19 protein-coding genes are annotated in these 17,658 nt (G+C 67.6%); 12 read left to right on the forward strand and 7 right to left on the reverse strand.

Going from position 1 to position 17,658, the window contains the following annotated elements; translation table 11 throughout:
• Positions 1 to 121: 121 nt before the first annotated feature.
• Both AC1DSZ_RS09265 and AC1DSZ_RS09270 read right to left on the reverse strand, forming a co-directional pair.
• Positions 122 to 1,696: a 2-isopropylmalate synthase gene (locus tag AC1DSZ_RS09265; RefSeq protein WP_476838080.1), complete on the reverse strand. Its 1,575-nt coding sequence runs from the start codon at positions 1,694 to 1,696 to the stop codon at positions 122 to 124.
• 354 nt (positions 1,697 to 2,050) lie between these two features.
• Positions 2,051 to 2,554, reverse strand: a complete 504-nt coding sequence (locus AC1DSZ_RS09270; RefSeq protein ID WP_476838081.1) for a BLUF domain-containing protein — start codon at positions 2,552 to 2,554, stop codon at positions 2,051 to 2,053.
• Positions 2,555 to 3,145: 591 nt separating this feature from the next.
• Between AC1DSZ_RS09270 and AC1DSZ_RS09275 the strand changes: the two genes are divergently transcribed.
• Positions 3,146 to 3,505, forward strand: a complete 360-nt coding sequence (locus AC1DSZ_RS09275; protein ID WP_476838082.1) for a hypothetical protein — start codon at positions 3,146 to 3,148, stop codon at positions 3,503 to 3,505.
• 38 nt (positions 3,506 to 3,543) lie between these two features.
• Here the strand turns inward: AC1DSZ_RS09275 and AC1DSZ_RS09280 are convergent, their stop codons facing one another.
• The 5 genes from AC1DSZ_RS09280 to pdxY all read right to left on the reverse strand — a co-directional run bounded on the left by AC1DSZ_RS09280 (position 3,544) and on the right by pdxY (position 7,787).
• Positions 3,544 to 3,993 (reverse strand): translation initiation factor 2, encoded by a 450-nt coding sequence (locus tag AC1DSZ_RS09280; protein ID WP_476838083.1) that lies wholly within the window; start codon positions 3,991 to 3,993, stop codon positions 3,544 to 3,546.
• A gap of 113 nt (positions 3,994 to 4,106) precedes the next feature.
• The gene (locus AC1DSZ_RS09285) at positions 4,107 to 4,766 is read right to left on the reverse strand and encodes an NUDIX hydrolase (protein ID WP_476838084.1); all 660 of its coding nucleotides are present in this window, start codon (positions 4,764 to 4,766) and stop codon (positions 4,107 to 4,109) included.
• Positions 4,767 to 4,862: 96 nt separating this feature from the next.
• A complete protein-coding gene (locus AC1DSZ_RS09290; RefSeq protein WP_476838085.1) occupies positions 4,863 to 5,768 on the reverse strand; it encodes a PhzF family phenazine biosynthesis protein in 906 nt (301 codons plus the stop codon).
• 14 nt (positions 5,769 to 5,782) lie between these two features.
• Positions 5,783 to 6,901 (reverse strand): endonuclease/exonuclease/phosphatase family protein, encoded by a 1,119-nt coding sequence (locus AC1DSZ_RS09295; RefSeq protein WP_476838086.1) that lies wholly within the window; start codon positions 6,899 to 6,901, stop codon positions 5,783 to 5,785.
• Positions 6,902 to 6,938: 37 nt separating this feature from the next.
• On the reverse strand, positions 6,939 to 7,787 hold the full coding sequence (pdxY, locus tag AC1DSZ_RS09300) for a pyridoxal kinase PdxY (protein WP_476838087.1): 849 nt from the start codon (positions 7,785 to 7,787) through the stop codon (positions 6,939 to 6,941).
• Between the two features lie 388 nt (positions 7,788 to 8,175).
• Between pdxY and AC1DSZ_RS09305 the strand changes: the two genes are divergently transcribed.
• The 11 genes from AC1DSZ_RS09305 to AC1DSZ_RS09355 all read left to right on the forward strand — a co-directional run bounded on the left by AC1DSZ_RS09305 (position 8,176) and on the right by AC1DSZ_RS09355 (position 17,649).
• On the forward strand, positions 8,176 to 8,946 hold the full coding sequence (locus AC1DSZ_RS09305) for a phosphoadenylyl-sulfate reductase (protein WP_476838088.1): 771 nt from the start codon (positions 8,176 to 8,178) through the stop codon (positions 8,944 to 8,946).
• The gene (gene cysD, locus AC1DSZ_RS09310; RefSeq protein ID WP_476838089.1) at positions 8,943 to 9,845 is read left to right on the forward strand and encodes a sulfate adenylyltransferase subunit CysD; all 903 of its coding nucleotides are present in this window, start codon (positions 8,943 to 8,945) and stop codon (positions 9,843 to 9,845) included. The genes AC1DSZ_RS09305 and cysD overlap by 4 nt, the downstream gene beginning before the upstream one ends.
• The gene (cysN, locus tag AC1DSZ_RS09315; RefSeq protein WP_476838090.1) at positions 9,845 to 11,473 is read left to right on the forward strand and encodes a sulfate adenylyltransferase subunit CysN; all 1,629 of its coding nucleotides are present in this window, start codon (positions 9,845 to 9,847) and stop codon (positions 11,471 to 11,473) included. Before cysD ends, cysN begins: the two co-directional genes overlap by 1 nt.
• Positions 11,474 to 11,484: 11 nt before the next feature.
• Entirely contained in the window at positions 11,485 to 11,652 is a 168-nt protein-coding gene (locus AC1DSZ_RS09320; RefSeq protein WP_476838091.1) for a hypothetical protein, read from the forward strand.
• Between the two features lie 57 nt (positions 11,653 to 11,709).
• Complete coding sequence (locus AC1DSZ_RS09325; RefSeq protein ID WP_476838092.1) at positions 11,710 to 12,747, forward strand: sulfate ABC transporter substrate-binding protein; 1,038 nt, start codon at positions 11,710 to 11,712, stop codon at positions 12,745 to 12,747.
• Positions 12,748 to 12,749: 2 nt separating this feature from the next.
• Complete coding sequence (cysT, locus tag AC1DSZ_RS09330; protein WP_476838093.1) at positions 12,750 to 13,595, forward strand: sulfate ABC transporter permease subunit CysT; 846 nt, start codon at positions 12,750 to 12,752, stop codon at positions 13,593 to 13,595.
• The gene (gene cysW / locus AC1DSZ_RS09335) at positions 13,588 to 14,475 is read left to right on the forward strand and encodes a sulfate ABC transporter permease subunit CysW (protein ID WP_476838094.1); all 888 of its coding nucleotides are present in this window, start codon (positions 13,588 to 13,590) and stop codon (positions 14,473 to 14,475) included. Before cysT ends, cysW begins: the two co-directional genes overlap by 8 nt.
• A 13-nt stretch (positions 14,476 to 14,488) precedes the next feature.
• Positions 14,489 to 15,538, forward strand: coding sequence for a sulfate/molybdate ABC transporter ATP-binding protein (locus tag AC1DSZ_RS09340; protein WP_476838095.1), 1,050 nt, complete (start codon positions 14,489 to 14,491; stop codon positions 15,536 to 15,538).
• Positions 15,539 to 15,991: 453 nt separating this feature from the next.
• Positions 15,992 to 16,864 carry an STAS domain-containing protein gene (locus AC1DSZ_RS09345; protein WP_476838096.1) on the forward strand — a complete coding sequence of 291 codons (873 nt, stop codon included), beginning with the start codon at positions 15,992 to 15,994 and terminating at the stop codon, positions 16,862 to 16,864.
• A gap of 10 nt (positions 16,865 to 16,874) precedes the next feature.
• Positions 16,875 to 17,261: an STAS domain-containing protein gene (locus AC1DSZ_RS09350; RefSeq protein ID WP_188519010.1), complete on the forward strand. Its 387-nt coding sequence runs from the start codon at positions 16,875 to 16,877 to the stop codon at positions 17,259 to 17,261.
• The gene (locus AC1DSZ_RS09355) at positions 17,245 to 17,649 is read left to right on the forward strand and encodes an anti-sigma regulatory factor (RefSeq protein WP_476838097.1); all 405 of its coding nucleotides are present in this window, start codon (positions 17,245 to 17,247) and stop codon (positions 17,647 to 17,649) included. The genes AC1DSZ_RS09350 and AC1DSZ_RS09355 overlap by 17 nt, the downstream gene beginning before the upstream one ends.
• The last annotated feature ends 9 nt before the right edge of the window (positions 17,650 to 17,658 follow it).

The raw sequence follows: 17,658 nt of genomic DNA on the forward strand, positions 1-17,658 counted from the left end.
GTTTCCTGGATCCCCTTCCCAGCGCTGCGCGCCGCCGGGGATGACGGAGAAATTCGCGTTCAACACCAACGAGGTCGAGCGCGGACGGCGTGCCTCGCAAGCCGTCCGTCGCGCATTGCCTTCAGCCCGCCGCGAGCGCCTCGGGCTTGCCGCGCAGGCGCTTCACCATCAGCTTGTTGAGGGCGCCCAGATAGGCGCGGCACGAAGCCACCAGCGTGTCGGGATCGGCCGCCTTGGCGGTGACGGACTTGCCGTCCTCGGCGAGCCGCACCGAGACTTCGGCCTGCGCGTCGGTGCCTTCCGTCACGGCGTGCACCTGGTAGAGCTCCAGCCGCGCCTCGTGCGGCACCAGCGCGTGGATGGCGTTGAAGCAGGCGTCCACCGGGCCGTTGCCGGTCGACTGCACGGTTTTGTGCGAGCCGTTCACGTCCAGCGTCAGGGTGGCGAGCTGCGGCCCCTGGGTGCCGGCGATGATGGTCAGCGCCACGACCTTGATGCCGTCGTGGGCGGTGAGGATCTCGTCGTCGACCAGCGCCTCGATGTCCTCGTCGTAGACATGCTTCTTGCGGTCGGCGAGATCCTTCATGCGCTTGAAGGCGTCTTCCAGCGCGTTCTCGCCCAAATCGTAGCCCAGTTCCTTCAGCTTCTCACGGAAGGCGTGGCGGCCGGAGTGCTTGCCCATCACCAGCGAGGTCTTGGACACGCCGACCGATTCGGGCGTCATGATCTCGTAGGTCTCGGTGTTCTTGAGCATGCCGTCCTGGTGGATGCCGCTCTCGTGCGCGAAGGCGTTCCGGCCGACGATGGCCTTGTTGTACTGCACCGGGAACGAGGTCACGGCCGCCACCAGCTTGGAGGCGCGGGTCAGCATCGTGGTCTCGACGCCGCACTCATACGGGAAGGCGTCGTTGCGGGTCTTGATCGCCATGACGATCTCTTCCAGCGCGGCGTTGCCAGCGCGCTCGCCGATGCCGTTCACCGTGCACTCGATCTGCCGCGCGCCTCCCTGCAGGCCCGCCAGCGTGTTGGCGACCGCCATGCCGAGGTCGTTGTGGCAATGCACCGAGAAGATCGCCTTGTCGGAATTCGGCACTCGCTCGCGCACCGTGCGGAAGATGCGGGCGTATTCCTCAGGGGTCGTGTAGCCCACCGTGTCCGGAATGTTGATCGTGGTCGCGCCGGCGCGAATGGCGGCTTCCACGCAGCGGCACAGGAAGTCCATTTCGGTGCGGGTGCCGTCCTCGGCCGACCACTCCACGTCCTCCACCCAGTTGCGGGCGCGGGTCACCGAGGAGGTGACCAGGTCCAGCACCTTCTCGGGCGCCATCTGCAGCTTGTGCTTCATATGGACGGGCGAGGTGGAGATGAAGGTATGGATGCGCGGCTTCACCGCGCCCTTCACGGCCTCGCCGGCGCGGTCGATGTCCTTCTGGCCGGCGCGGGCCAGGCCGGCCACGGTGGCGCGCTTCACCAGGCGCGAAATCTCGGTGACGGCCTCGAAATCACCCTCGGAGGCGATCGGAAAGCCGGCCTCGATGATGTCGACGCCCATTTCGTCCAGCAGATCGGCGACCTGCAGCTTCTCCTCCAGCGTCATGGACGCGCCGGGGGACTGCTCGCCGTCCCGCAAGGTGGTGTCGAAGATCAGGACGCGGTCCTTGGCGGATACGGTCTGGCTCGCTGCATTGGTGGTCATGGGCTGTCCTTGTCGTGGCTTGCGCCTGCCGCGGGCCGCATGGTGGGCCAAGGCGGATCAGAGCGCTTCGTTGCGTCCGGCTTCGGCGACCCCTGAGCGCCCAGGCGCAAGCGCCCAGCCGGCCCTCAGGGGCGGATAAGGAGAAGAAGCCCGGAAAGAAGCAGGGAGGACTGCGCGCACGACGTCGCCGGACGGACCGAAACGGTCTGCGTCTGCTGGCGGCGATGGGCGGCGGATACGGCCACGGCGTCCTCGTTCGGCGGCGCTATGCCGCGCCACAAGCTTCATAAACGAAACGCGGTTCATAGCGCAAGCGTCGTGGGCCGGGCTTGGATCGCTCACGCCCGGGTGGAATCAGCAAAGTTCGGATTGGCGCTGCTCGCTCGGGACGCCAAAGCTCCGCAGAGCGTTGCAGAGATCGAGCAATTCCGCCGGCGTCCGGTCGTAGGGTACGATGGCGCGGCTGAAGCCGCGCTCGAGAAAAAGCAGGCGATTGGCGATGCTCTTGTGGACCGTGGCGTAGCCATCGAGCTTCGCGTGGTGAACCTGCGCCGTGGCCTCGATCACGCGGCAGTCGAAATGGCGCTTGTCCGCAGCGATCCGGGCCAATGTCCGGCGAACCTCGGGTTCACTGCCCTCCAGCACCTGGCAAAACCAGTGGTGCGTGCAGACGAGAAAGAACGACACCCCGGTCCGCGCATTGCACCGGTGCGCCTGCTCGGCAATCCGATCAAACTCCTCGCAGGTCCCATCCTCGCGAACAGGCAAGATGTGACTGCTGACGTAGATGGCTCTGAAAGGCATCGCAGCAACCATGTTGTGAACGCGGCGATCGTTACGCTGATTCGTCGGATACACAAGTTGTTATCGTACAAAGATGCGCGAATACTCACGGTGTATGTCCAAATCAGTCGAGCAACCCAGGATTGTATCGACCAGTTTAATTTCCAGATCTGACGTGCTGTTTCGGTCATTCATGTAGAGATCGTAGCTTCGTCAACACGCTCGGGCCGACGCAGCAGAATGGCCAAGATAGAGGTTGAACGGCAGCTTTTAATTCTTCGAGACCAGGCTTGGGGCCAGAATTGCGAATGCGCTCACGCTTTGATCGGATCCATTGGGTCTTGTCGTTCTGACTTGCCGCAGTGTGCGTCTATGCGATGAACTCTGTCGAGCCTGAAACCGCATCTTGGCGGTATCCATGCCCCGAGCATGCAATCCCAGAAAAGAACGTGATATTCTTAAACAGCATTGATGCTATTTCGCCGAGTAATCCGTGTTTTCGTTATTGAGGTGATCGGGCGATCTCCCGGTGAACCCCGTTGAATGAAAATGCGACAGCAACGGCGTGGTCTTCCGCCGCCCGCCCTGCCATCCCCGGGCCATCATGTTCGGGTTGACGCAAGCGCATGTCGAATGCAAACGGGTGGCTTCGTCAAGGAGTCGCCGATGATCCGCCTGGTCGCGCCTGTTCTCGTTTTTGCGCTCGCAGCCTGCAACGCCGCCGGCACGCCTCCGGCGCCGGTCGCGGCTGCGCCTCCGGCATCCTCCGCCTACGCCAATCTGCCGGCTGGGGTCTCTCCTCCGGGCTTCCGGCTGCCGGAAGGAAGCGGCTGTTCGGGCGCGGTGGCGCGCTATGATGCCATCATGGACAACGACCTGAACTCCGGCCATGTGAGCCAGTCGGTCTACAACAAGATCAAGGGCGAAATCGCCCAGGCGTCAGCCGCGTGCCAGGCCGGGCGCGATGGCGAGGCCGAGGCGCTCGTCCGTTCGTCCCGCAGCCGGCATGGTTATCCGCAAGGCTGATCGATTTGCGTCGGCGGTTGGCCGCCGACGCATGCGCCTCAGGCGTCGGGCGCGGGAGCCATGGCCTTCGGGGCGCGTCCCCGGCGGCCGCCGGTCGACGCCGGAGCGCGATGGAGCGCCTCGAGGGTGACGTTCACCGGATTGGGGAAATGCTCGAGGGTCGAGCCGGTCGCGGCGTCCACGCCCATGCCGACCAGTCCACCCACCAGAACGTTGCCTGCAAAGCCCGCCGCGCCCGAACCGGCGACGCGCGTCGCGACCGGAACCTGCTGCTCCTTGTAACCATCCTTGGTGAAGACAGCCACAAACTCGGATTTCCTGGAGATCTCCAGGGTGCAGGGCGTCGGGCAGGTATGACCCAGCGAGGTCCGCATCTGGGCGCCTGACGGCTCCGAATTGAACGTCACCTGCCCGGTCGTGCCGCGGGTGACCGTGGCGCATCCGGTGGTCATCAGGACCAGGCCGGCGAGTGTGAAAAAGATCTTCATGCTTCCCCCTCAACGAAGGCGGATAAGCAGCATGGCCTAAGGCTACGTTCAAGCTCGGTTTGGCGCCTTCCGCGTCCGTCGCGCGGCTATCCCCAGCTGCCTCGCGGCCGGCCTCAAGCGGCGAGCGCCTTGCGCAGATAGGCCACCACGAAGGGCGGCATCGCGGCCTCGTCGATATCGGCCGCCGTGCGCACGATCCGGATGTCGGACAACTCCGGATGCTCCTCGCGCGCCACGATCGCGAGTATGCGAGCGCGGAGTTCGTCGGCCGGTTCGGGGGAGTCGACCCTGCGCATGAGCGCGATACGCTGGCCGTGGCTCACCACCGTCCAATCGTCCGCAAAGGTGACGTCCGCCTGCGTCAGACCGGTTTCCTCCTCGAGCTCGCGCGCGACGCTGCCGGCGAGGTCGACGCGTCCATCGAAGACGTCGCTGGGGTCGGGCGTTCCGGCCGGGAAGTAGACTTTACCCGCGTTGGCGGTCTGAGGGCCCATGACGCCAAGAAGGTAAGCGCCATCCCGGCTGCGCAGCGCCGCCATCGCGAAGCCGTTGCGCATGCCGCGGTCGGGAAAGCCGAAGTCGCGCCAGGCCAGGAATCGCGAGAACCGGGTTTCCAGATAGGCGGCGCGGAACACGTCTCCATCCACGCCGCCGGTGTGCAGCACAAGGACTTTGCCGTCGAACAGCGCCGGGTTGTCGGCGACCTGCGCGGCCCAATGCGCGTCGATGCGCTCCCGCTCGTTCTCAGCCCAATGCCAGGTTCTTTGCTCCACGCGGCAATCGATGCGCGTCACGCGCGCAAAAACGGGAGGCGGCAAATCATCCGTCACAACAATGTCCCTGGGCTGAAAAATGGCGTGCCGCGGCGCTCAGAGCCGCAGCGATCCTTCGGAGACCACCACGGCGCCGCCGCCGATGGTGGCGCGGACGAGACGCCCGCCTTCCACGCTGAGGCCGAGCGTGATCTGCGACGGGCGGCCCATCGCGTAGCCCTGCTCGATGACGAGGCTGTGCTCTCCGTCCCTGGGCTTGTCGAACTCCATCACGACGCCGGCGAACGCCGCCACGGCCGAGCCCGTGGCGGGATCTTCCATGACGCCCATGTCGGGCGCGAACATGCGGGCGTAATAGGCGCTCGACGCGTCGCTGGTTTCGCGCGTGTACACGAAGGCGTTGGGGTGGTCGGCGGGCCCGATCCCCGCGTCCCAGGAGGAGAGGTCCGGCCGGGCGCGATCGACCGCGGCCTTGTCGCGCAGCGGCGCGAAGGTGAAGCCGTTGCCGGCCGAGTAGATCGTGGGGCTGTGCGCGCCGAAGCCGAGATCAGCCTCCGTCAGGCTCAGGGCGCGCGCGATGGCGGCCCCGGAGGGCGGGGCGGCGAGCTTCTCGGGCAGCCTTGGCAGCGTAAAGGTCGCCTCGCCGCATCCGTCGTGCTTGACCTCCACCACGCAGGCGACGAGGCCGACCTGTTCCTCGACCCCAAAGCCGAGCACGCCGTGGCCCGGGCCGTGATCAAGGCAGCCGAGCAGCACCGCGGCGCCGACCGTCGGATGCCCCGCGAAGGGCAGCTCGCGTCCCGGCGTGAAGATGCGCAGCCGGGCGCGGTTGCGCGCATCGGCGGGCGGCAACACGAACACCGTCTCGGACAGGTTGAACTCGCGCGCGATGCCCTGCATGGCGGCGTCGGTGAGGCCCTGGCTGTCCAGCACCACCGCAAGCGGGTTGCCGGCCATCGGCCGGGTGGTGAACACGTCGAGGGTGAAGAAACGGCGGCGCATGGCGGCCTCCTGGTTCAGTCGCGGCGGTTGGCGGGAAGGTCGATCTCCACCGCGAGCAGGCAATGATCGCTCGCCTTGGGCCGGTCCCAGCCGACGCGTGGATAGCGGTCGGCCGTGGTGGCGAGCTTCGGGATGGAGCGATCCGGATCGCGCGGGTCGAGCGGGGTGCGATAGGGCAGCCCTCGCCGGACGATCTCGACGGTGGCGCCGCGCTCCGCCAGGGCAGGGGAGAGCAGCACATAGTCGAGCTGCACGTGCTCCTCGCGAATGCGAGCCTCGTCCTCGATCCAGGCGCGATGGAAGTGGGTCCAGCGCTCATGCGGCGGCAGGTCGGCCACCGAGTTAACGCCGAAATGCTCGGTCAGGACCTGGAGGGCCGGGGAGGGCTTGTGCTCCACGGCGCCGAGCGGGCCGATCACCTCGGAATAGTCGTTGAGGTCGCCGGCCACAATCCAGTTCGCGCGGCGCCAGTCCGGCCCGAACCGGCGCTGCACCAGCGCGCGCACGGCGCGGGCCTCGGCGCGGCGCAGCGGCATGGTGGCGGGGCGGCCGTCGGCCTTGCCGTTGTTCATGGATTTCAGGTGGCACACGAATAGCGTGAGCGCGGTGTGGCCGAGGTCGAGGTCGACCATCAGGCAATCGCGGTTGAAGACCCGGTCGCCCGGCTTGATGCCGAAGGCCGCGATGTCGCGGTCATAGACGTCGAACTCATCGAACGTGCCCTCGCGGTGAGATGTCACCGTCACCTGGTCGGGCCGCAGCAGGGAGCGGCGGGCCGCGAAGCCGACATCGATGCCGCGGCGGTCGTTGCCCTCCACGAGCTTGAAGTGGCCGTAGCGGATGTCCGACATGCGGTGGACGTAGTTGGCGAAGAACGCCTCCAGCACCCGCAGGCTGTCGACTTCCTGCAGGCACAGCACGTCGGCCCGCGCCTCCGCGATGGCGAGCGCCGTCATCTGGCGCTTGTCGTCCTCGAGCGTCAGCGCCACGGAGCGCTCGGCCGCCTCGCGCTCGTGCGGGCGGTCGAACTCGGCCAGCGACATGGCGGCCGTGACGTCGCCGCGCTGCACGTCGGCGAAACGCCAGCGGGACGAGAGGTTCTCGACGTTGAACGTGGCGACGCGCAGCTTCATGCCAAAGACATTCCACCCTGCCGCGCGTGCGGCAAGCCTAAACCGGCTCCACCGGGAAGCGATGCGTGGGCGCGACGAACTCGTCCTGCGCCGCCACCGTGAGGATCTCGCGCGAGCCGGCCTCCTCGGTCCGTTTCAGCAGGCCATAGACGGAGGCGGCGGCTTCGCCCAGCGCCTGGGCGGCCGAGCCCGAGCGGAGCCAATGCACGAAGAACAGCGCCGCGATCGCGTCGCCCGCGCCATTGACGCTGACATTCAGCCTGGGCGTCCGGACGCGGTGAACGCTTTGCCCATCCGAGGCGAGCAGGTCCATGGCGTCGTCGGGCGTTTCCTCGCTCAGCAGGGAGGTGACGAGCACCACCTTGGGGCCGAGCCCGTGCGCCGCCGCCAGCGCCGCCTTGGCGTCCGCCAGGGAGTTGCAGGCGCGCCCGGTCAGGAGTTCCAGTTCGAACTGGTTCGGCGTGATGACGTCGGCGGCCGGCACGGCCTGCTCGCGCATGAACTCCGGCACGCCGGGGCGCACGAACACGCCACGGCCGACATCGCCGATCACCGGGTCGCAGCAATAGGCGGCCTTCGGGTTCGCGGCCCTGACGCGCGCCACGGAGGACAGGATCGCGACCCCGATGTCGGACGAGCCCATGTAGCCGGAGAGGACGCCGTCGCAGGTTCCCAGCACGCCGCGCTGGGCGATGCCGTCGACGAGCTCCTCGATCATGGGGCCGTCGAACACCCGCCCGGTCCATTGGCCGTAGCCGGTGTGGTTCGAGAACTGAACGGTGTGGATCGGCCAGACCTCGCAGCCGAGGCGCTGCATCGGGAATGTCGCGGACGAGTTTCCCACGTGCCCGTAGGCGACGTGGGACTGGATCGAGAGAATGTTCATGCCCGCAGCATCGCCAAGGATGGCGGCTCAAACAAATCAAAAGGGCTGATCGCCGCGATCGCGAACGGTGAAGTCAACGCTTGGTCCGTTCGCCTGGCCCGCCTTCAGAAGGGCGCGCGGTCCAGGGCGAATTCATAGATGGCGAAAACGGCGGCGCAGAGGGCGAACAGGAGTTCTGCTGAGAGTTCCATGACGCGGTCCTCGAAAGAGTTGCCGCCTCGTTAACGCCATCAAGCCGCCGTCGTTCCTCCGAACATGAGGCGCTGCTCAAAAGCCTATTTTACGTTCGTTTATGTATTATAAGAGAAAGATGCTGATTGAAACGTGTATTGATTCCAAAGCCGTCTCGCGCTACGGTTTTGTTCGTTAAACCGAACGAGCTCCGGCGATGTCGCTTTTCGCTTCAGACGTGATCAATGCACCGGCCGCGCTGTCGGACCGCCTGGATGCGGCGTTCGGCGACCTTCTGCCCGTCGACCGCCTTCGCCTGCTGCGCCAAGCCGTGTCGGGCCGGATCGTCTTCACGACGAGCTTCGGGCTCGAGGACCAGGCCCTGACGCATTGGATCTGCGAAGCGGGCCTCGACATCGAGATCGTCACCCTCGACACCGGGCGGCTCTTTCCCGAGACCTACACGCTCTGGGTCGACACTGAGCAGCGCTACGAGCGTCGAATACGCGCTGTCTATCCGCGCCACGACGGCGTCGAAGACCTCGTGGCCCGGCAAGGCGTCAACGGCTTCTTCGAATCGGTAGAGGCCCGGAAGGCCTGCTGCGGCGTCCGGAAGGTCGAGCCATTGCGCCGCGCCCTGGACGGCGCAAGCGCCTGGGTGACGGGCCTTCGGGGCGACCAGTCGGCCAATCGTCAGGGAATGGGGTTCGTGGCGCATGACCCCGCGCACGGGCTCCTGAAAGCCAATCCGCTGATCGACTGGAGCCGGGACGCCGTGCTGGCGTTCGCTGAACAGAACGAAGTGCCGCTGAATCCGCTGCACACGCAAGGCTTTCCGTCCATCGGCTGCGCGCCCTGCACCCGCGCCGTTGCGGCCGGCGAGCCCGAGCGGGCAGGGCGCTGGTGGTGGGAGGACGAGGCCAAAAAAGAGTGCGGCTTGCACGTGGCGGAAGATGGCCGGCTGGTGCGCGCGGGAGCACCGGCATGATCCTGCTCACCCACCTCCAGAAGCTCGAGGCCGAGGCGATCCACATCATCCGGGAGACGGTCGCGACCTGCGACAACCCCGTGATCCTGTACTCGATCGGCAAGGACTCGGCGGTGCTGCTGCACCTCGCCCTTAAGGCGTTTTACCCGGGCCGGCTGCCCTTTCCGGTGCTCCACGTCGACACGACCTGGAAGTTCCGGGAGATGATCGCGTTCCGGGACCAACGCGCGAAGGAGCTCGGCCTCGATCTCATCGTCCATGTGAACCAGGAGGGCGTCCGGGCCGGCGTGAACCCGTGCGGCTCCGGCTCGCGCGTCCACACGGACGTGATGAAGACCCAGGCGCTGCGGCAGGCGCTGGACGCCGGCAAGTTCGACGCGGCCTTTGGCGGCGCCCGGCGCGACGAGGAGAAATCACGCGCCAAGGAGCGCGTCTTCTCGCTGCGCTCGGCCGAGCACCGCTGGGACCCGAAGGCGCAGCGGCCTGAGCCCTGGCGGCTCTACAACACACGCAAGCGCCCGGGCGAAAGCTTCCGGGTGTTTCCGCTGTCCAACTGGACCGAGCTGGACGTGTGGGACTACGTCGCCCGCGAGAACATCCCGGTCGTGCCTCTCTATTTCGCCGCGCCTCGGCCGGTGGTGGAGCGCGACGGCGCGCTAATCATGCGCGACGACGAGCGCATGGCGCTGCGGCCGGGCGAGGTCGTGCAGACGCGCATGGTCCGCTTCAGGACGCTCGGCTGCTACCCGCTGACGGGCGCGGTGGAGAGCACGGCCGCGACCCTGCCGGACATCATCGCCGAGATGCGCGGGTCGCGCTCCTCCGAGCGTCAGGGCCGGATCATCGACCATGACGGCGCCGGCTCCATGGAACAGAAGAAGCAGGAGGGCTACTTCTGATGAGCGCCGCCGCCCTCAAGGCCGTTTCGGCTCCCCATCCCGAATCCGAGCCGGCCGCGCCGGCCCTGCTGCGCTTCATCACCTGCGGGTCGGTGGACGACGGCAAGTCGACGCTGATCGGCCGGCTGCTGTTCGACGCCAAGCTGGTGCATGACGACCAGCTGGACGCGCTCGGCCGCGACAGCCGCCGATTCGGCACCCAGGGCGACAAGCTGGATCTGGCGCTGCTGGTGGACGGCCTTTCGGCCGAGCGCGAGCAGGGCATCACGATCGACGTCGCTTATCGTTATTTCGCCACGCCACGCCGCGCCTTTATCGTCGCGGATACGCCAGGGCACGAGCAATACACCCGCAACATGGCGACCGGGGCCTCCACGGCCGACCTCGCCATCATCCTGATCGACGCTCGCAAGGGCGTGCTGCCGCAAACGCGCCGGCACTCGTTCATCGTCTCGATGCTGGGCGTGCGACACGTCGTGGTGGCGGTGAACAAGATGGATCTGGTCGGCTATGACCAAGCCGTGTTCGAGCGCTTCGTCGCGGAGTATCGCGCGATGGCGGCCCCGCTCGGCTTTGCGGCCATCACGTCAATCCCGATCTCGGCTTTGAGCGGCGACGGCGTCGCGAGCTTGTCGGCCAACATGCCCTGGCACATGGGCCCGGCCCTGTTCGATCACCTGGAGACCGTTGACGTCGAAGCCGATGCGCAAACGGGAGCCCGCTTTCGACTGCCCGTGCAATGGGTGAACCGGCCCAACCTCGATTTTCGCGGCTTCGCGGGCACGATCGCGGGTGGGGCGGTGAAGCCCGGCGACGAGGTCGCGATCCTGCCGGGAGGCCGGCGCTCCCGGGTGGCCCGCATCGTCACGCAGGACGGCGACCTGGCCGAGGCCGTCGCCGGGCAGGCCGTCACGGTGACGCTCGCCGACGAGGTGGACGTGTCGCGCGGCGACGTGATCGTGGCGGTGGCGGACCCGCTCACGGCCCGGCGGGCCTTCGCGGCGCGGCTGCTGTGGATGGGCGAGCAGCCCCTTACGCCGGGCGCGGAGCTGACGCTGCGGCTGGGAACCGCGACCGCCCACGCGCGTATCGCCATCGCGGGCGCGGTCGACATCCATTCCTTCGAGACCAAAGCCGCCGACGAACTGGCGATGAACGCCATCGGCATCGTCACGGTCGCGCTCGACCGGGCGGTGGCGCTGACCGACTACGACGACGACCGCGAACTAGGGTCCTTCATCCTGGTGGACCGCGTGTCCGGCGACACCGTCGCGCTCGGGCTGGTCGACGCTGCGGCGGCCAGGCTGGTTTCCCTGGCCGAAGGCGGCTCCGCCGCATCGCGCCCGCCCGCCCAACGGCGTGGCTTCGCGGCCCGGGTGGTGCGCCGCCTCGCGCCGGGCGGCTGGCCCCAGATCGTCGAGGAGGCGAGCTGGCGCGCCCTAGCGTCGCTGGCGATCGCCGCGCTGGTCCAGATCACTTTCGCCGATTGGCGCATCACAGCCGCGGCTGCGCTCGCCGAGGCGCTTCTTCGCCCCATTCTCCGTCTGACGCATCAGGCGGCCTGGAGGTCGTTCGAGCGCCAGCGTCTCGCCCGCGGCCACTACGACGCGGAGGGAAGCGGAATATGAGCGAGAGCCCATTGCTCGAGCCGGCGCCGGTGGATTCAAGCCGGGAACGCCGCGCCAATCTGGCGTTTCTCGCGCTCGTCGTCCTGGCGGCGATCGGCGCGGCGCTGCTGAACGATCTGCGCGAGGGGCCGCCCGCCCCCGCTGCTCCGAAGGTCGAGGCGCGCAACGCGGCGCCTTGATTCAGACCCCCGCGCATTTCGCGGCGAGGTCGTTATAGTGAACGCAGGAGAGCATCGATGACACGCAAGCGCCTTCGACGACTTTTCGATTACGCCATGGCGGCGCTCGCCCTGGCGTTCTGCTTCGCGGTGACGGCTGGCGCCCGGGCCCAGACCGTCGAGCTTCTGAATGTATCCTATGATCCCACCCGCGAGCTTTACCGCGCCATCAACGCGGCGTTCGCGCAGGAGTGGAAGGAAAAAACCGGCAAGGCGGTCACGATCCGCCAGTCCCATGGCGGCTCCGGCGCGCAGGCCCGGACAGTGATCGACGGGCTCAACGCCGACGTGGTGACCCTGGCGCTGGGCGGCGACATCGACGCCATCGCGCAGCGGACCAAGAAGATCCCGGCCGATTGGCAGAAGCGCCTGCCCAACAACGCGTCTCCCTACACGTCCACGATTGTGTTCCTGGTGCGCAAGGGCAATCCCAAGGGCGTCAAGGACTGGGGCGACCTGGCCAAGCCGGGCGTCGGCGTGGTGACGCCGAACCCGAAGACCAGCGGCGGCGCGCGGTGGAACTACCTCGCCGCCTGGGCGTGGGCCAAGAAGGCGAACAACGGCGACGACGCGAAGACGCGCGAGTACATCGCGGCGCTGTTCGCCAACGTGTCGGTGCTCGACACCGGCGCACGCGGGGCGACCACCACCTTCGCGCAGCGCGGCATCGGCGACGTGCTGCTGGCCTGGGAGAACGAGGCCTATCTGGTGGGCGAGGAGTTCGGCGCCGAGAAGTTCGACATCGTGACACCGTCGCTGTCGATCCTGGCGGAACCGCCGGTGTCGCTCGTGGATGGCAATGTCGACGCCAAGGGCACGCGCGAAGCCGCGCAGGCCTATCTGGAGTTCCTCTACACCCCAAAGGCGCAGGCGGTCATCGCCAAGCATCATTACCGGCCGTTCAAGCCCGAGGCTGCGGACCCGAAGGACATGGCGCAGTTCAAGACCATCGATCTCGTCACGATCGACAAGGACTTCGGTGGTTGGGCCAAGGCGCAGCCCGAGCACTTCGGCGACGGCGGCACCTTCGACCAGCTCTACAAGCCGAAGCGCTGAGCATGCAGGCCGCCGCAACCCGCTGGCGCCAGCCGAGCATCCTCCCGGGGTTCGGGCTGGCGCTCGGCGTGACGCTGACGGCCTTGTGCCTGATCGTGTTGATCCCGCTGGCCGGCCTCGTGCTGAAGGCCGCCAGCATCGGTCCCGCCGAGTTCATCGCCATCGCGCGATCCGAGCGGACCGTGGCGGCGCTGCGGCTGTCGTTCGGAGCGGCGTTTCTGGCGGCGCTCGTGAACGCGATCTTCGGGATGCTGATCGCCTGGGTGCTGGTGCGCTACCGCTTCCCCGGACGGCGGCTCGTCGACGCCGCCGTGGACCTGCCCTTCGCGATGCCGACGGCCGTCGCCGGCATCGCGCTCGCGGCCGTGTATGCGCCCAATGGCTGGGTCGGCTCGCTGCTGGACCCGCTCGGCGTCAAGGTGGCGTACACGCCGCTGGGCGTCGCGGTGGCGCTGGTGTTCATCGGCCTGCCTTTCGTGGTGCGCACCGTGCAACCCGTGCTGGAGGAGATCGAGCCCGAGGTAGAGGAAGCCGCGGCGCTGCTCGGCGCCGAGCGGCTGCGCACGGTGTTCACCGTGGTGTTGCCGGCCGTGTTTCCGGCGCTGATCACCGGCTTCGTGCTGGCCTTCGCGCGGGCGGTGGGGGAATACGGCTCGGTGATCTTCATCGCCGGGAACGTGCCCATGGTGTCGGAGATCGCACCCCTGCTGATCGTGATCCGGCTCGAGCAGTTCGACTACGCCGGCGCGGCCGTGGTGGGTGTGCTCATGCTGCTGGCGTCGTTTCTCCTCATCCTGCTGCTGAACCTCCTGCATGGCGGCCTGCGACGGAAATACGGCCATGTCTGAGGCTGCTCTCACGCGCGCTCCGGCCCGGCCCGCCAGGCGCGGGGCACGCGTGCGCGGCGAAAGCCGGCTCGTGCAGGCCGTTCTGATCGCGATCGCGCTCGTGTTCCTGCTGCTGGTGCTCGGCCTGCCGCTCGCATCCGTGTTCGTGGAGGCGTTCCGCAAGGGCTGGGACGTCTATCTCGAGGGCCTTTCCGACCCCGACGCGCTCGCGGCCGTTCGGCTGACGCTGCTGGTCGCCGCCATCGCGGTGCCGGTCAACGTCGTGTTCGGCCTCGCGGCGGCGTGGTGCATCGCCAAATACGAGTTCCGCGGCAAGACGCTGCTGACCAGCCTGATCGATCTGCCGTTCTCGGTGTCGCCGGTGATCTCGGGTCTCGTCTACGTGCTGCTGTTCGGCGCGCAGGGCTGGTTCGGTCCCTGGCTGAAGGCGCATGGCGTCGAGATCATCTTCGCGCTGCCCGGGATTGTGCTGGCCACGATTTTCGTGACCTTCCCGTTTGTGGCCCGCGAGGTTCTGCCGCTGATGCAGTCGCACGGCACGGCCGACGAGGAAGCCGCGTTGACGCTGGGCGCCTCCGGTTGGCGGACCTTCTGGACCATCACGCTGCCCAACGTGAAGTGGGGCGTGCTCTACGGCGTACTGCTCTGCAACGCCCGCGCGATGGGCGAATTCGGCGCGGTCTCGGTGGTCTCGGGCCGCATCCGCGGGCTGACCACCACGATGCCGCTGCATGTCGAGATCCTCTACAACGAGTACAACACGGTGGCAGCCTTTGCGGTGGCGTCCCTCCTGGCCCTGCTGGCGCTCGTGACGCTCGTTCTGAAAACGCTGCTCGAATGGCGCTACGCCGACCATCTATCGGCGAATGGCAAGCATTGATGGGAGTTCGCGCATGTCCGTCGCGGTGAGCATCGAGGGCGTGACCAAGCAGTTCGGCGCGTTCGCGGCCCTGAAGGGCGTCTCGCTCGAGGTCGAGCCCGCGGAGCTGGTCGCGCTGCTGGGTCCGTCCGGCTCGGGCAAGACCACGCTGCTGCGCGTGATCGCGGGCCTGGAGGAGCCGGACGGCGGCGAGGTGCGCTTCGACGACGTCGAGGCGCATCGGCTGTCGCTGCGCGACCGCCGCATCGGCTTCGTGTTCCAGCACTACGCGCTGTTCCGGCACCTGAGCGTGGCGGACAACATCGCGTACGGGCTGCGCGCCCGCCCGCGGGCCGAGCGACCCTCCGCGGACGAGATCCGCCGCCGCGTCGGCGCGCTGCTCGACCTCGTGCAGCTGGTCGGGCTCGAGGCGCGCTTTCCCGGGCAGCTCTCGGGCGGGCAGAGGCAGCGGGTGGCGCTCGCGCGCGCGCTCGCGATCGAGCCGCGCGTGCTCCTGCTCGACGAGCCCTTCGGCGCGCTCGACGCGCGCGTGCGCAAGGACCTGCGCCAGTGGCTGCGCGACGTGCACCGGCGCACGGGCCACACCACCCTCTTCGTCACCCACGACCAGGACGAGGCGCTGGAGCTGGCGGACCGGGTGGCGGTGCTGAACGACGGGCGGATCGAGCAGGTGGGGACGCCGGACGACGTGTACGACCACCCCGAGACGCCGTTCGTGTGCGGCTTCCTGGGGGAGAGCAACCGGCTCGACGTCGAGGTTGCGGGCGGGCAGGCCTTCTTCAACGACAAGCCGATCTTCGCCGCCCCGGCCCACAACGCGCGCGGCGCGGCGAACCTCTATGTGCGCCCGCAGGACGTGCGGCTGGTGGAGCCGCCTCACGCGCATGGGCTGGCGGGCGTCGTCGCGGCGGTGCGCCGCCACGGGGCGATCCGCCGGGCGGAGGTGGCCGTCACCGGCCTGGCGCGTCGGCTGGAGGTGGATCTCCCGAGCGCGGTGGCGCCGGCGGTGGGCGAAACCGTGGGATTGAAGATCATCCGCGCAACCGTGTTCGGCGCGGGCTGACGTGGAGCCAACAAAAAAGCCTCGCAGCGAACTGCGAGGCTTTTCGGATCATCGAAGATCGATTCTTAGCGCCAGAACAGCGCAAGAAGAATGATGATCGGCAGCGGAATTCCAAGCATCCAAAGCAAAGCGCCCTTACCCAAGCCCATAGTGTCCTCCTGTTGCTTTCGCTGCACTGACAACGGAGCAACGTCGTTCTGGTTCCGAGTCAGCCGGAGGAAAAGTCAAGCCTGCGCTCCGGCCGGACCAGTAGAGGTTGCATGGCCAAGACTCGTGCCGCGCGGCCGCAAGAACGACCTTCCGGCCCAGCTTCAGCATGGAACCGATCTCCATGTCGCGAGTTTAACGGCTCAGCTGCGGCTTGGATCGGGGTTCGGGGGCGGGTTCGTCGTCGATGGGCGTGAGGGTGGAGAGCCCTCGCCCAACCTCCCGCTCCTTCAGGGGGGATAAGACATGGCGGCAACCGCCGATTGGAACGGCGTCATCGCGCGCCGCCGGGATGAGATCATCCAGGGCTGGCTCAACTTCCTGCGCGCCGAAGGGGCGCTGCAGACAGGGCGCATCAAGGACGCCGAGCTGCAAAGCGAGTGCGGCCGCGTTCTGGCGCTCGTCGCGCCGGATCTCGCGCATGCGGGCGACCGGTCGCCGGCGTCCGACGAGCTCAGCCAGACGCTCACGGCCTTGTCCCGGTCGCGCGCCCTGCAGGGCTTCACGCCCAGCGAGACCGCCAACTTCGTGCTGGGCCTGAAGCCCGCGCTGTTCGGCGCGGTGGCGGCCGAATATGCCGGCCAGGGCGACCTGATCGCGGCCGCCACGCTGGACGCGACCCGCAAGCTCGACCGCCTGGCGCTGATCACCATCGAGGCCTACCAGCGCTCGCGTGAAGAGGTGATCATTCGCCAGCAGCGCGAGATCTCCGAGCTTTCGACCCCGGTGGTGAAGCTGTGGGACGGCATCCTGGCGCTGCCGCTGATCGGCACGCTGGACAGCGAGCGCACCCAGGTGGTGATGGAGAACCTGCTCCAGTCCATCGTCGACACTTCGGCCGAGATCGCGATCATCGACATCACGGGCGTCCCCACGGTGGACACGCTGGTGGCTCAGCATCTCCTCAAGACCGTCGCGGCGGCCCGGCTGATGGGCGCGGATTGCGTGGTCAGCGGCATTCGCCCGCAGATCGCCCAGACCATGGTTCACCTCGGCGTGGAGCTGAACGTGGTCTCCAAGGCGAGCCTCGCGGACGCGCTTGCGCTGGCGTTGCAGCGCATCGGCAAGCGGGTCACCGACGTACCCCAGATGCCGGCTTCCCCCGAATATGTTCGCTGAGGATCGCCGGATGGACCGCATCCCGATCCTCAAGATGGGCGACGCGCTGCTGATCACCATCCAGGTGGACATGCACGACCGGCTGGCGCTCGCCCTGGAGGAAGACCTCACGGCCAAGATCGCAGCCACGCGGGCCAAGGGCGTTCTGATCGACATCTCGTCGCTCGAAATCGTCGACAGCTTCATCGGCCGCATGCTGGACAACATCGCGGCCGTGTCGCGCATGCTCGACGCCGATACGGTGGTGGTCGGCATGCGTCCGGCCGTCGCGATCACGCTCGTGGAGCTCGGCCTGTCGCTGACGGGCGTCAAAACCGCGTTGAACGTGGAGCGAGGCATGCTGCTGATTCAGAAGCGCCTTCGCGGCCTGGGAGACTTCAGTGGCCGTCGTTCGTGACGACGTGATGCCGGTCCGCAGTTCCGACGACATCGTCAGGGTGCGGCAGGAGGTTCGGGCGCGGGCGGTCGAGATCGGGTTGAGCCTCGTGGACCAGACCAAGATCGTCACGGCCGCGAGCGAGCTCGCCCGCAACACGCTGGATTACGGCGGCGGCGGCACGGCGCGGCTGGAGATCGTTCACGAAGGCATGCGGCGCGGGCTGCGGCTGACGTTCGAGGACGAGGGTCCGGGCATCCCGGACATCGCGCTCGCGTTGAAGGATGGCTGGACCTCGGGCAAGGGCCTCGGGCTCGGCCTGAGCGGCGCGCGGCGCCTCTCCAATGAATTCACGCTCGACTCCAGACCTGGCGAGGGTACGCGCGTCACCATCGTGCGTTGGTCGTAGGGGTATCCA

This window comes from Alsobacter sp. P4_H11 (assembly GCF_056400925.1).